General features: G+C 63.6%; 11 protein-coding genes. 2 read left to right on the plus strand and 9 right to left on the minus strand.

Translation table 11 applies throughout. From position 1 onward, the window contains the following. Positions 1-232: 232 nt before the first annotated feature. Positions 233-1,495, minus strand: coding sequence for a hypothetical protein (locus tag AUJ55_03435; GenBank protein OIO59476.1), 1,263 nt, complete (start codon positions 1,493-1,495; stop codon positions 233-235). After that, the gene (locus tag AUJ55_03440; GenBank protein OIO59477.1) at positions 1,492-1,755 is read right to left on the minus strand and encodes a transcriptional regulator; all 264 of its coding nucleotides are present in this window, start codon (positions 1,753-1,755) and stop codon (positions 1,492-1,494) included. The genes AUJ55_03435 and AUJ55_03440 overlap by 4 nt, the downstream gene beginning before the upstream one ends. A 237-nt stretch (positions 1,756-1,992) precedes the next feature. Here AUJ55_03440 and AUJ55_03445 point away from each other — a divergent pair, with 237 nt between their 5' ends. Next, entirely contained in the window at positions 1,993-2,802 is an 810-nt protein-coding gene (locus tag AUJ55_03445; GenBank protein ID OIO59478.1) for a UDP-2,3-diacylglucosamine hydrolase, read from the plus strand. A gap of 628 nt (positions 2,803-3,430) precedes the next feature. On the opposite strand, the gene AUJ55_03450 is transcribed toward AUJ55_03445, so the two are convergent. From AUJ55_03450 to AUJ55_03470, 5 genes are all read right to left on the minus strand, one after another. Beyond that, complete coding sequence (locus AUJ55_03450) at positions 3,431-4,624, minus strand: glycosyl transferase family 1 (GenBank protein OIO59479.1); 1,194 nt, start codon at positions 4,622-4,624, stop codon at positions 3,431-3,433. Between the two features lie 101 nt (positions 4,625-4,725). After that, a complete protein-coding gene (locus AUJ55_03455) occupies positions 4,726-4,959 on the minus strand; it encodes a hypothetical protein (protein ID OIO59480.1) in 234 nt (77 codons plus the stop codon). Beyond that, positions 4,953-5,525 (minus strand): hypothetical protein, encoded by a 573-nt coding sequence (locus AUJ55_03460; GenBank protein ID OIO59481.1) that lies wholly within the window; start codon positions 5,523-5,525, stop codon positions 4,953-4,955. The genes AUJ55_03455 and AUJ55_03460 overlap by 7 nt, the downstream gene beginning before the upstream one ends. Next, the gene (locus tag AUJ55_03465) at positions 5,494-6,954 is read right to left on the minus strand and encodes a hypothetical protein (protein ID OIO59521.1); all 1,461 of its coding nucleotides are present in this window, start codon (positions 6,952-6,954) and stop codon (positions 5,494-5,496) included. Before AUJ55_03465 ends, AUJ55_03460 begins: the two co-directional genes overlap by 32 nt. Positions 6,955-7,313: 359 nt before the next feature. Then, complete coding sequence (locus AUJ55_03470; protein ID OIO59482.1) at positions 7,314-9,191, minus strand: molecular chaperone HtpG; 1,878 nt, start codon at positions 9,189-9,191, stop codon at positions 7,314-7,316. A gap of 148 nt (positions 9,192-9,339) precedes the next feature. On the opposite strand from AUJ55_03470, the gene AUJ55_03475 reads away from it, so the two are divergent. Continuing rightward, positions 9,340-9,849, plus strand: coding sequence for a hypothetical protein (locus tag AUJ55_03475; GenBank protein OIO59522.1), 510 nt, complete (start codon positions 9,340-9,342; stop codon positions 9,847-9,849). A gap of 92 nt (positions 9,850-9,941) precedes the next feature. Here the strand turns inward: AUJ55_03475 and AUJ55_03480 are convergent, their stop codons facing one another. Both AUJ55_03480 and AUJ55_03485 read right to left on the minus strand, forming a co-directional pair. Then, positions 9,942-10,421, minus strand: a complete 480-nt coding sequence (locus AUJ55_03480; protein OIO59523.1) for a hypothetical protein — start codon at positions 10,419-10,421, stop codon at positions 9,942-9,944. After that, positions 10,418-12,958 (minus strand): alpha-glucan phosphorylase, encoded by a 2,541-nt coding sequence (locus AUJ55_03485; protein OIO59483.1) that lies wholly within the window; start codon positions 12,956-12,958, stop codon positions 10,418-10,420. Before AUJ55_03485 ends, AUJ55_03480 begins: the two co-directional genes overlap by 4 nt. Between the last annotated feature and the right edge of the window lie 240 nt (positions 12,959-13,198).

Here is a 13,198-nt window from a genome sequence, read left to right on the forward strand (position 1 = left end):
CCTGGGGTACAGCGCTCTGCCAACAGGAGGAGCATCGACCCCTTGGATGTACCCCTCCACCTGAAGCGGGCCGTTGAATGGTTGAAGTCGTTCCTTGTTCATTCGACCGCCTTGATCTTCTGATCGCTTCGGGAGATGAGGTAGGGGGCGTCATGGTCGTGGGGTACATAACCCCCCCTTGGTGGGTCGGGTCAACATTGCCGCATGGGGCGCGGACCGCCACCTCTTCGACTCAAGGCTGGGCCGAGGCCAGCAGATCCAGGGTTTTGCGAGCCCTGGATGCGACGATCCCCACGATGTCGGTGATCGCCCGGCTCGGTCCGTATGGCTCGGCAAAGGCCTCGGCCAAGGCGGTCGATTCGGGAACGATCCTGGTCGCCAACGCTTGCAAGGTACCCCGCACCATGCGCGGCTTGACCCCGATGGCTTCGGCCAACCGATCCCAATGCCAGGGCATGATCCAGTCGGGGCGAGCCTCGCCGCCGATCTTCATCGCCATCTTGTCGCTCAACTCGGGGTATACCGCTGTGCTCATCAGGTCGTAGAAGGGGGCCAGGACCACCCCGGTTGGCCGGTACAACAGCGACAGATTCTTGCCGTGGCCGTCGGCGTTGCCGATCAAGAGGTTGAATGCCGTCCATTCCAGCAGCACCTTGAGGTCGGCGATGGGGGTCTGGCTGGCCCTGCGGATCAGGGCGAAGCAGTCGGCCAACCCCGGCCCACCCTCGATTTCGTACTTTTGGTCGGGCAGTACCCCCAACGCCTGGCAAAAATCCTCTTGATGCAATCGCCGCACGACGCCGTCGGGCAGCGTTTCGCGGTCGTACCGGGTCACCAAATAGAGATCGACCTCTTGGCGCAGGATCGCGACCTCGGGAACCGGCAATCCCAAGCGACGGGCCAGGGTCATGCAAAAGGCTTCGTTGGCGACCGAATCGGGAAAATGGGGCAGCGGAGGTTTGAGGATGTGCAGGCTGGGGGTCTGCCCGCCGGGAAGCGAGACGGTTTGGGTGGCGGCATCGAACCGTACCGGCAGCTTGTTTTGCACCCCCGCCAACGAAAGCCGGATGCCCCGTTCGCCCGCCAGCATCGGACGACGGGGGAGCTCGCGAATCAGTGCGTCGAGTTCGGCGGGGCCGAGGGGTCGATCACCGTAGTCGGCCACCTCCTCCACCCCTTCGGGGAGCAAACGCACCGCCCCGGCGCACTCCCCCCCCAACGCCTCCAGCAAAGCGAAATCGTTGCCTTGGGAGATCCCCAGCTTGGCGGCAATAACCTGACGGATCTGGGCTTCGGGGAGCAGGTTGGCGAAGAAGGGCCGGGTGGCGAGGTCGTCGAAAGGGGCTGTTTGCAGCGGCAGCGACAACGACAGGGGATAGGCGCCGGGGTCGGCCAGCCAGTCGGGACTGTAGCGGAAGGTCATCCCGCCGCGCACGATCAGACTCAACCCGCCGACCGGTTGCGATCCCAGAAAAACGATCAGGGAGGTCGTCACGAGGCGCTCCCTCCACCACTCCAACGCCGGGGTTGGAGCGTCAATTCCAGCCCCAGGCAATGCAACACATGGAGCACCTTGCCGGCTTCAACGGTTGGTTTGCCGTTCTCCAGCTCCGAGATGAAGCGCACCCCCACGCCGCACAAAGCGGCAAAGTCGGCCTGGGTGGCCCCCTGCCCCTTGCGATGGGCTCGGATCAATTGGCCGATCTCCGCCATGGAAGAAATGCTCCCGTACGGTAAAGAACCCGACGCTGACATAGAACCCCCCTTGGAATATTCCCGTTCGGGAAACATAGGTGCGGCGCACCATGGGGGCAAGCAATATTTTCCCTAACGGGAAAACAAGAGGGTTCTCAATCCAGAGCAACCTGCGGGCAAGCCCTGTGTACCGGCAGCCCTCGATCATCCTCCCATAACCCCCCCGGTCACGATCCAGCCACACCCATCGGTTTCCATTCCTCTGAATCCAAAAGTTTTCATAGGGAGGAGACCGTTATTTCAGCCCAGCCCAAGCAGCGGTTCCGCACCATCTGGCTCTCCGACGTTCACCTCGGCTTTCGGGGGTGTCGGGCCGATTTTCTGCATGACTTCCTCAAAAAAACCCACGCCGAGACGATCTACCTGGTCGGCGACATCGTCGATCTGTGGGAGATGAAACGGCGGCTTTATTGGCCTCAGCCCCACAACAATGTCATCCGCACCCTGCTCGGCAAGGCCAAGCGGGGGACCAAGATCGTCTACATCCCCGGCAACCACGACGAGTTGCTACGCGACCATGCGGGGCTCGTCTTCGGCAACGTCGAGCTGCGCGAGCAAGCGATCCACACCACCGCCGACGGGCGCAGGTTCTTGATTTTGCACGGCGACGAGTTCGACTCGGTGGTCAAGTGCAGCCCCTGGCTGGCCAAGCTGGGCAACCGCGCCTACGACTGGCTGCTCTACCTCAACCGCTGGTTCAACGTCGCCCGGCGCAAGATGGGTTTTTCGTACTGGTCGCTGTCGGCCTACATCAAGGGGCGGGTGAAAAACGCGGTGCAGTACGTCAGCAGTTTCGAGGGGGCGGTGGCGCGGGCGGCGACGCAGCAGGGGGTCGATGGGGTCATTTGCGGCCACATCCACCGGGCCGAAATCCGCAAGATCGAAGGGATTCTCTACTGCAATCTGGGCGATTGGGTCGAGAGCTGCACCGCGTTGGTGGAACGGCCCGACGGGTATCTGGAGTTGATCCACTGGTCGGACGAAACCATGGCGCTCAAGGGGGAGGAGGGGCCTGCGGTGGCGGTTGAGGTGGAGGTTGCGGCTTGAGGGGCGGAGTCCTCGGGTCGATCCATGCGTTTCCCATCGGGGCATGGGGAGGGGTTGGAGCGGTGCGACCTAGCGCGGGTCGGAGGCGGCCCCGTCGCCGAAGGATGACGCGGGGTTCCTGGCCGCGAACGTCCATACCTAGATGCAACCCTTGGCCCACCGGTTCGCGGACGGGGTCCGCTCCTACGGACAAACCAAGGCTCCACCCGCATCCGGTAGGAGCGCCGCCCTCGGCGCGATCCGTTGGGCGCCAAGCGATCCGCTTGAGGCAACGTCGGTTCGCGGACTTAGGTCCGCTCCTACGGTCAGGGGCCAAGGCTCCACCCGCATCCGGTAGGAGCGCCGCCCTCGGCGCGATCCGTTGGGCGCCAAGCGATCCGCGTGAGGCAACGTCGGTTCGCGGACTTAGGTCCGCTCCTACGGTCAGGGGCCAAGGCTCCACCCGCATCTGGTAGGAGCGCCGCCCTCGGCGCGATCCGTTGGGCGCCAAGCGATCCGCTTGAGGCAATGTCGGTTCGCGGGCTTAGGTCCGCTCCTACGGTCAGGCCAAGGCTCTACATCGTACCTCGGCAACATACAAGGGTGAGCGGGAATGCAGCCGTTCCCACGTTCCACCCCGATCCAAGCCCTACGCCTGCTCCTGCGCCAGCTCCACCACCCCCTCCCGGCGGCGCACGGCGCAGACCTCGCCGTAGAGCTGCGCCATGCGGCTGGCCATCGCCTCGGCGCTCCACTCCTGGGCGAACCGCTTGCCCTCCTCCCCCATGACCTTGCGCAAGGCCGGCTCGCGCAGCAGCCGCTCCACCGCTTCGGCAAAGCCGTGGGGTTGATCGGGGGCAGCCAGGGCGCCGCGGCCTGGCAACACGATGTCGCAGGTTCCCATCACCGCCGTCGAGACCACCGGTACCCCTTGAGCCATCGCCTCCAGCAGCACCAGCCCCTGGGTTTCGGTGCGCGAGGCGAAGACGAACAGGTCGCCCGAGCAGTAACAATCCAGCAGTTCCAGACGATCACGCAGGTATCCCTCGAAGTGGACGTTGTCTTCCAGACCCAGCGCCCGAACCTGGGTTTTCAACGCCGCCAGCGCCGGTCCCTCTCCGGCCAAAATCAACAACACCTCGGGGATGGCGCGGCGCACCTCGGCCAGCATCTCCAGCAAGAAACCGATGTTCTTCTCGAAGGCCATCCGCCCGATGTGGACCAGCACCGGGCGATCCAGGGCGATCCCCCGGCTTTGCCGAAAGCGGGCGCCATCCCCACCCTGCAATTTGTTCAGGTCGATCCCGGTGGGCAGCAGGGTCATGGGGGTGGTGACCCCGTATTGGGTGAGCCGCTTGCGCATGGCTTGGGAGGGAACGACCACGTTGTCCAGGGCATTGCATTGCCGCCGCGACACCACCCGCGCCAGACGGCGCAGCCAGTTTCTGGGCAAAAATTTCAGGTAGTGAAAGAGGTATTCCTCGAAGAAGGTGTGGTAGGTGGCCACGGTGGGGATTCCGAGATGATGAGCCAGTCGCAGCCCCATACGGTGCGCCGCAAACGGGGTGTGGATGTGGATCAGGTCGAAGCGGGCATCCCCCAACCGCGCCGCTACCTGTTTGGCCGAGTGACGCTTGAAGAGGCGATCCTCGGGGTCGAGCCAGACCACCCGGGCGGGGAGGCGGACGATGCCGGTTTCGTCGCCGCTGGGGGCGCCGTAATCGGGGGCGAGCAGGGTGACGTGGTGTCCCTGGCGGCGCAGCTCGGTGGCAAAGGTGAGGATCGAGGTCGAGACCCCGTTGATCCGGGGGTGGAAGACGTCGGTGATCATCAGGATGTTCATGGCTCCGCTCCCTGGCGGTGGTGGGCAGGGAAATGCGGGCGCCATCCTGACGGGGAAACAACACCAGGGGATGACCGCAGTGACGCAGCTGGATGACCAAATTAAGAGGGTAGCGCCTCGGGTCGGGTATCGAACACCACGTAGGGGTTGTAGGGGTCGCTGTCCTCCTCGCGGTGCAGATCGAGAAAATCGAGCCCCTCCCAGAGGTCGAAAAAAGCGGGGGTGTGGTAGAGGACGACGATGCGCCGGGGCTGGGCGGCAAACGAGGCGGCCACCCGGTCGACCACCTTCTTCATGGCGATCGCGTTGAAGGGGTTGAAGAGATAGATCAGCAACGGGCCGTCGGGGAGGGGGGTGCGGGTCGCGTCGGCGCAGAGCAGCTCGACCGGGGTCTGCCGGGGGTAGTCGGGGGGGAGAGCGCCGCCAGGTTGTGTTGGGCAATCTCGACCAGCGAGGGGGCAATCTCGACCCCGACGATCCGCTTGAAACCGAGCGGCAGCGCCAGGATCAGCATCCGTCCCTTACCCGCGCCCAGGTCGAGGAAGGTGGTGGCGCCAAAATCGAGATCGAGGCCGTCGAGCAAAGGGGCCAGGTTGCTCAGGGGGGTCGCCTCGTAGCCGAAGCTGTGGATCCACCCCGCCCCGACCGTGTCGAGTTCGGTGGTTTCAATGATTCCCTCGGTCGTCACCCCGAGCCGCTCGTCGAAATCGAGCCGGGGGGGTGGGGGGGTGGGGATGGTCGTTTCGATCTGGGTCAGCCGCAGCCAAACCAGCCGGGTCAGATAGCGCAGGGTCGGCCAGGCGCCGTAGAGCAAGACCAAGCGGCGCAACTCGCGCAGGCGGCGGCGCCAGCGGGGGGTGGTGGGGATCTCAGGGGGCATTTGCGCCGAACGCTGCGACATAGGCCTCCTCCAGGGCGGCGATCTCGGCGGCGCTCAATTCTTGAAACGTCCCCCGCTTGCTGTTCGAGAGTTTGCCCCCGTTTTGATGCAGCAACTGGATGAACAGCTCCAGCCGCCGGTCGGGCATGTCGACCACCTCTTGCATAGCCCGCCGTGCATTGTCGTACCCCGCCAAAAAGCGCAGCTCTTCGGCAAGGTCCTCCTCTACTGCGTAGGCCACGGTGTCGCACAGGTACTCGGCTTGCCGGGTCAGGTCGGGGTAGCGGTAGTACCCCTCGACCTCTTGCGGGTTGTTGATCGTCAGCCGCGCCTCGTCGTCCAGGGTGGTGCGCAGCAGGGGGGCTAAGGGGGCGGAGTACGCCTCCAGGGCGGCGTCGTAGTCACCCATGCGGCGCAACATGGCGGCCGACACCGGCAGCATCACCCCGGCGGGGGCAACCCCGCCACGCCGTAGAAAATCGTGAATCAAAAAGCGGTGCAGCCGCCCGTTGCCATCCTCGAAGGGGTGGATGAAGACAAAGCCGAAGGCGACCACGGTGGCATGGACGATGGGGTGGATCCCCTGGCCGGTTTGGGCGCAACGCGCCAGCCCCCGCATCAGACTCGGGACCAACTCCGGCGGGGGGCAGACGTAGTGGAGGATTTGGCTTGAGCTGTAACCGGGCCGGGTTTGCCCCACGTAGTTCTGCCAGGAGCGAAACCCCGCTTGGGCGTAGCGGGGATCGACGATGGCCCCTTGCAGGGTTGTCAGGGTCGCCTCTTCCATCAGGGTTTCGAACGGCTCGTCGCCCGCGCTGCGCAGCAATTCGACGAAGCGCTCGGCCCGTTGCGGCGCCGGGGTTTCGTGCTCGATGCCGTAGGAGGAGCGGGTCTCCTTTAAATACAGGTAATCGTTGGCCCGTTGAAACAGGGCGGGGGGGAAATCGGCGATCAAGGATTCGATGCGGGGGCGCGGGTCGCGGGCCATCCGTTCGGCCAGGGCCGAGGTGCGCCGCACGATGGGGCAGTACTCGGGGGTACCGAGCAGGTTGTTGTCGATCTTCCAGCGGGGATCACGCCGCGTGACCCACCCGATATCCACGGGACCAACCACGTAAATCTGGGGGTCGAGCAAAGGAAGGTACCGCCCTCCGATGGTGGCGGCGACCGGCAGCGTTCGTCCCAGCAAAAACTCGTACAAAAAGCCGATTTGGCGTAGGTACTTGCTGTTGGGCTGGCGGTCGATGGCGGCGGCAACCTCGGTGGGGTCCAGCGCCTGAAAAACCTGCTGGAGCACCGCCAAATCAATGCCGTCGTACTTGAGGGCAAAGACCAAATGGGCGATGGGATCGTCGCCCGGCTGGTATTGAGCCGGGTATTCGTCGATGTGTCGTCCGTCGGGCAGGGTTTCGCTTTTCAGGCGGGTGCCCAGGCGGGAGGTGTGGTGCAGGGGCAGGCGGGGCAGGGCGAGGTGTTCTTGCAGCCAGGCGTAGCCAAGGTTGGCCATGGGTAATCCCCTTAGCGCAATCAATCGTTCCAAGGGGCGGCAAGGTGCAATAAAACGTTCTGCCGTGCAACAAAACGTTTCAAAAAACAGATTCATGCAACAAAACGTTGCGACGGAGGTTGGGTGGGCTGTGGGAGCGGACTCCTGTCCGCGAAGCCTTTTGCTGTGAAAGCCAGCGGGGCGGCGGGGGTGGTGGAACTGCGGTTTGGTGGACGTGCTGCGCTTATCCACCCTACTCGGTGGGGTGTTGTTGATCGGACAAGTCCGACAGGTCAGACCCGTCGGACTTGTCCGATTTTAACTCAGCCCGCCAGCATCCGATTCAGCCGCGCCACAAACGCCCCCGGATCGGCCAGTTTGCCCCCCTCGGCGAGCAGCGCCTGATCGAGCAGCAGCCAAGCCAGATCGGCGGCGGTCTCCCCCTCGCTGGATTTGAGCCGCTCCACCACCGGGTGGTGGGGATTGATCTCAAGAATCGGGGCGGTGGTCGGGATGTTCTGCCCCATCTCCTTCATGATCCGCTCCAGCTGTCCGCTCATCCCCCCCTCGGGGGCGACCAAACAGGCGGGGGAGTCGGTCAGGCGGTGGGTGATGCGCACCTTCTCCACCTTTTCGCCCAGAATCTCGCCAATCCTGGCGGTCAGGTCGGCCGCTTGCTCCTCCTCCTGCTTGTGCTGCTCCTTCTCCTCTTCGGTTTCGAGATCGCCCAGGTCGAGATTGCCTTTGGCAACCGAAACCAGCGGCTTGTCGTCGAATTCGGTCAGGTGCTCGACCAGCCACTCGTCGATGCGGTCGGTCAGCAGCAGCACCTCGATCCCCTTCTTGCGGAAGATCTCCAGGTGGGGCGACTTGGCGGCTGCGGCCGGGTTTTCGGCGGTGATGTAATAAATCGCCTTCTGCCCCTCTTTCATGCGTTCGACGTAGTCGGCCAGGGCGACGGTTTGCTCCTCGGTGTGGGCGGTGGAGTTAAAACGCAGCAGCTTGGCGATGCGCTCTTGGTTGGTGCGGTCCTCGATCACCCCCTCTTTGAGCACCACCCCGAAGGTCTTCCAGAAGGTCGCAAAATCCTCCGGCTTGTCTTTGGCCAGATCCTTGAGCAGGTCGAGCACCTTCTTGACCGCCCCCTTCTTGATCGCATCGAGCAGGGGGTTTTGTTGCAAAATCTCACGCGAGACGTTGAGCGGCAGGTCGCTCGAATCGATCACCCCGCGCACGAAACGTAGGTAGCGGGGCATCAGTTCTTCGGTCGCCTCCATGATGAAGACCCGCTTCACAAACAGCTTCACCCCGTGTTTTTGCTCCCGATCCCACAGATCGAAGGGGGCGCGCTTGGGCAGGTAGAGCAGCACCGTGTATTCCTGGCGCCCCTCCAGGGTGGCGTGGATGTGAGCCAGGGGGGGCTCGAAGTCGTGGGCGACGTGCTCGTAAAACGAGTCGTACTCCTCGGGGGTGATCCCCTCTTTGGGCTGGGTCCACAACGCCGAGGCGGCGTTGACCTTCTCCAGTTCGCCGGCGTTGTCGCCATGGGCGATCGGCATTTGAATCGGGAAGGTGATGTGGTCGGAGTATTTGCGGATGGTCGATTTGATCGTCCAGTCCTCAAGGAAGGAATCGAACTCCTCCCCCTGACGCAGATGCAGCACCACCTCGGTCCCCCGCTGGGGTCGCTCGACGGTTTCGAGGGTGAACTGACCGTCTCCTGCCGAGACCCAGCGTACCCCGTGCTCGGGGGTGAGTCCGGCGCGGCGGGTGGTCAGGGTGACCTTGTCGGCGACGATGAAGGCGGAATAAAAGCCGACCCCGAACTGGCCGATCAGATGGGCATCCTTGGCCTGGTCGCCGGTCAGGGCGCTCATGAACTGTTTGGTCCCCGACTTGGCGATGGTACCGACGTTGTCGATCACCTCTTGGCGGCTCATGCCGATACCGTTGTCGCGGATGGTGACGGTGCGGGCATCCTTGTCGGCGGTGACGGTGATCGCCAGGTTCGGGTCGGCCTCGAACAGGGCGTCGTCCGAAAGCCCCTCGAAACGCAGTTTGTCGCAGGCGTCCGAGGCGTTCGAAACCAGCTCGCGCAGGAAGATTTCGCGGTTGGAGTACAGCGAGTGGATCATCAGGTCGAGCAGTTGCTTGACCTCGGCTTGGAACGAGAGGGTTTCGCTGTGGGCGTCGATGCTCATGGGCTTTTTTGCTCCTGGTTGGGGTGAAAAGGGAATTTCAATCGATAAGGCGATGGTCGGAATCGACAAGGGGCGTCGTGGCCCGGACGCGGCCGAGCGCGTCCCTCTGTGCGGTGTTTGTTCTGGGGCGCCATTGTGGGAGGTCAAGATGGGGGATCAACCCCGAATCCGCATCGTGTCGACCGACGAGATCGAAACCTTGAGCCAAAAAGCGGCAGCGTCCGCCAGGAGGCGGGCCAACTTGAATCTCCATCCGACGCTCGAAGATCCGGTGCAGCGTTTCTTCAACGCCCTGCAACCGGGCAGCTACGTGCGCCCCCACCGTCATCTCAACCCCGAGAAGTGGGAATTCTTCCTCTGCCTGAGCGGGCGGATGGTGGTGCTGTGTTTCGACGAAGCAGGGGTGGTGACCGAGCGGATCGAACTCGACGCGGAGGGGGGCAACCGGGGGGTCGAGGTCCCCATCGGGGCCTGGCACACCGTGGCGGCGCTGGAACCGAACACTGTGGTTTTCGAGCTCAAGCAGGGGCCCTACGCGGCGGCCAGCGACAAGGATTTCGCCGCCTGGGCACCCAATGAGGGGGAGGTTGGGGCGGAGCGCTTCGAACGTTGGTATCACACGGCCCAGGTGGGGGAGCGGCCACCTGGCTGCGATTGAGGGGACAAGTGGGTTTAGCCCCAATCCTTCCAAGTCTGTTGTAGGAGCGGCGCCCTCGCCGCGATTGGGGGGGCAAGTGGGTACCTTCAGCCCTACCGACCCAACAACCCCTCCAGCCATTCCCGCGCGTTCTCCCCCACAGGGTTTTCTCCGCTCTCCCTTGGCCCCGCCACATTGAGGCTTTCGGGTCCGATCTGCGCCAGCCAAGCGCGGGCCACCGCGAGTCCCCCTTCGTCCTTTAAATCGACCACCAGGCAAGGCTTGCCCTGTTGGAGGGCCAGCGATCGGGTTAAAGCGCTGCCGCCGCGCAGCGCCCCCAAGGTTAAAATCAAGGTGGCGTCGCTGTCGCGCACGTTCCAGCCGGTACGTTGCCGGTAGCCGGGGGAGGGGGTTTCGGTCAGGGGATAACGGGGGTCGATGGGGCCGTCGACCGCCTTGCGGCCGGCGGGACACCAGCCCCCCACCTCGAATCCGAGGGCCAGCGCCACGTCGAGGGCGGCCCGATCAACCCCGGCCTGACCCCCCGAAACGATGCGGCGGGGTAGAAATCCCCGCCGTGCCGGACCGTTCAGAGCCAAACCATCAGTCCCAACTCGTTGGGATGGGCCAGCAGGGGGTGGTAGGGGCGCATGCGGATTTGGTAGGAGAACAGACCGCAGGTCGGGGCATGGACGGTGGCTTGGAACCGAAAGACGAAACCGGGCTCCCCTTCAAGTTCGGGCACCAGGGGGACGGTGCGGGTCGGTTTGTCGTCGCCGTTCTTAAAGAGCAGGCATTCGACCACCACATCTTTGGGACCGAGTTCGGGCAAAACCGCGTCGACCTCGATTTCAAGTGCTTCGTCGAAGGGTTGAGCCAGGTCGGGGGCGTCGATGCGGTGCAGCGCCACGTGGGGCCAGGCGGCCCGAACGCGCTGCTTCCACTGTGCCCGCTCCTGGGCTTTGGTCAGTCCATCCTCGTGCAGCAACTGCCCCAGCTCAGAGGCGGGGGCGTAAAACTTAGTGGCGTAGTCGAGCACCATGCGGTGGGCGTTGAAGCGGGGCAGGGCGCTGATCATCGCCCGCTTGGCCTTTTTCACCCAACCCTCAGAGAAACCGTGGCCGTTGCGAGCGTAGTAGAGGGGGACGATCTCCTGCTCGAACAGCTCGTAGAGTTCGTCGGCCTCCTCTTCATCGGTGTGGGGGTGGATCGCCCAGCCGTTGTCTCCCTCGTACCCCTCGCCCCACCAGCCATCGAGGATCGAGCAATTGACCACCCCGTTCATCGCCGCCTTCTGCCCCGAGGTTCCCGATGCCTCCAGAGGGAAGCGGGGGTTGTTCAACCAGACGTCGCAGCCGATCAGCAGGTAACGGGCCAGCGCCATGTCGTACCCTTCGAGCAGCAGGATCTTGCCCCGGAAGCGCTCCATCTTGGAGACCTCGTGGATGCGGCGGATCAGATCCTGCCCCAGTCCGTCGGCGGGGTGGGCCTTGCCGGCAAACAGAAAGACCACCGGGCGATGACTCTTTTCATCCACCCCGTTGACCAGCCGGTCGAGCCGGTCCAGATCGCTGAAAAGCAGGGTCGCCCGCTTGTAGGTGGCAAAGCGGCGGGCAAAGCCGACGGTCAGCACGTTGGCGTTGAGCGGATCGAGGTGGTCAAGGTAGGTCTCGGCGTGGGGGGCGCTGCAACCGTTGCGGATGAGCTGCTCCCGCGCCCGCTGACGCAGGTAATGCAGCATGTTCGACTTCAGGCTTTGGTGGATCGACCAGAACAGGTAGTTGGGGATGTCGTCGAGCCGCGACCAATAGCCGGGTTGGGTCAGTTTGCTGACCCAGTCGCCCCCCAAGTAGGTATCGAAGGAGTCGCGCCAGGCCCGGGCGAGCCAGGTTCCCATGTGCACCCCATTGGTGATGTGGTCGATGGGGTTTTCTTCGGGGGTCACCTCGGGCCACAGGTCGGCCTCCATTTGCGAGGCAACCTCCCCGTGAATCTTCGACACCCCGTTATGGAAGTTCGAGCCGCGCAGCCCCAGGGCGGTCATGTTGAAACGGCCCGGCTCGCTCGGCTTGCGCCCCAGTTCAGCAAACTGCTCGGTGTTCAACCCCATTTCATAGCGTATCCAGCCGAGCTTTTCTTCCATCATTTCCATGGGGAAGACGTCGTGTCCCGCTGGGACCGGGGTGTGGGTGGTGAAGACGGTCGAACCGGCGACCGCCTCCCAAGCGGCGGCAAAGTCGATCCCCGCCTTCACCTTTTCGCGCACCCGCTCCAGGATCAAAAAGGCGGGATGCCCCTCGTTGACGTGCCAAGCGGTGGGTTGTTTGCCCAGCGCCCGCAGTACCCGCACCCCGCCGACCCCCAGGCAGATCTCCTGTTGCAAACGGGTGCGCAGATCGCCGCCATAGAGGCGGTGGGTGATGTCGCGGTCTTCGGCGGAGTTGTCGGGATGGTCGGAGTCGATCAGGTAGAGCTCGATGTGGCCGACCTGAGCCTTCCAAACCCAGAGTTTCACCATCCGCAGGCCGATGTTGACCGGGATGCTCAGGGGGGAGCCGTCCTGGTTGACGACCCGGGTGACCGGCAAATCCTCGAATTTGGAGTCGGCGTAGTGGGCGACCTGGTTGCCCTTGCCGTCGATGGTCTGGAAGAAATAACCCTGCCGGTACATCAACCCCACGCCGACGAAGGGCAGATCGAGATCGGAGGCCGATTTGCAGTGGTCCCCCGCCAGAATGCCGAGGCCGCCGGAGTAGATGGGCAGCGATTCGTGGAAGCCGAACTCGGCCGAAAAGTAGGCAACCAGTTGCTCGTCCGGGTCGAGCAGCTCGGCCCCCTCCCCTTTGATTTCGCTGTTCATGTAGGCGTCGAAGGCGGAGATCACCCGTTTGTAGACCTGCATGAAAGCCGGATCGTTGGCCGCCTCTTCAAGCCGCTTCTGGTCGATGCGGCGCAGAAAAACCTTGGGGTTGTGCCCCACCTTGCGCCACAGATTGACGTCGAGTTGCACGAACAGCGAACGGCAACTGGCATCCCAGCTGTACCACAGATTGGAGGCCAGATCGCTCAGGCGGGAGAGTCGTTCGGGAATGCGGGGTTGGAATTCGATGGTGTAACGGGTGGCGGTCATGGGGGGGTCTCTAAAAAACGGTACAAGTGGGTGAATTTATGCTTGTTTTGGCGAAGTCAGGGGATAAATCGGCGCCGATCATACCCCTTTTTTGAGATCTTCCCATGACGGGTGAGAGATAGGTCACTTTTTACGCGGTACAACAGATCCAAGCGTTGACGCAATAGCGCCCCATTCCCCGCTCCGTTCGGATGATGACTTGCCGGGTGCGCACTGGATGCTCCCCCACATTGCCCGCCC

This window comes from Proteobacteria bacterium CG1_02_64_396 (genome assembly GCA_001872725.1).
In the GTDB taxonomy this organism is placed as follows: domain Bacteria; phylum Pseudomonadota; class MNWR01; order CG1-02-64-396; family CG1-02-64-396; genus CG1-02-64-396.

What these genes read in the sequence shown, in the direction of transcription:
- AUJ55_03460 (OIO59481.1), bottom strand. Translation starts at nt 5,525, where the DNA reads ATGTCGCAGCGTTCGGCGCAAATGCCCCCTGAGATCCCCACCACCCCC.
- AUJ55_03450 (OIO59479.1), bottom strand. Translation starts at nt 4,624, where the DNA reads ATGAACATCCTGATGATCACCGACGTCTTCCACCCCCGGATCAACGGG.
- AUJ55_03470 (OIO59482.1), bottom strand. Translation starts at nt 9,191, where the DNA reads ATGAGCATCGACGCCCACAGCGAAACCCTCTCGTTCCAAGCCGAGGTC.
- AUJ55_03440 (OIO59477.1), bottom strand. Translation starts at nt 1,755, where the DNA reads ATGTCAGCGTCGGGTTCTTTACCGTACGGGAGCATTTCTTCCATGGCG.
- AUJ55_03475 (OIO59522.1), top strand. Translation starts at nt 9,340, where the DNA reads ATGGGGGATCAACCCCGAATCCGCATCGTGTCGACCGACGAGATCGAA.
- AUJ55_03485 (OIO59483.1), bottom strand. Translation starts at nt 12,958, where the DNA reads ATGACCGCCACCCGTTACACCATCGAATTCCAACCCCGCATTCCCGAA.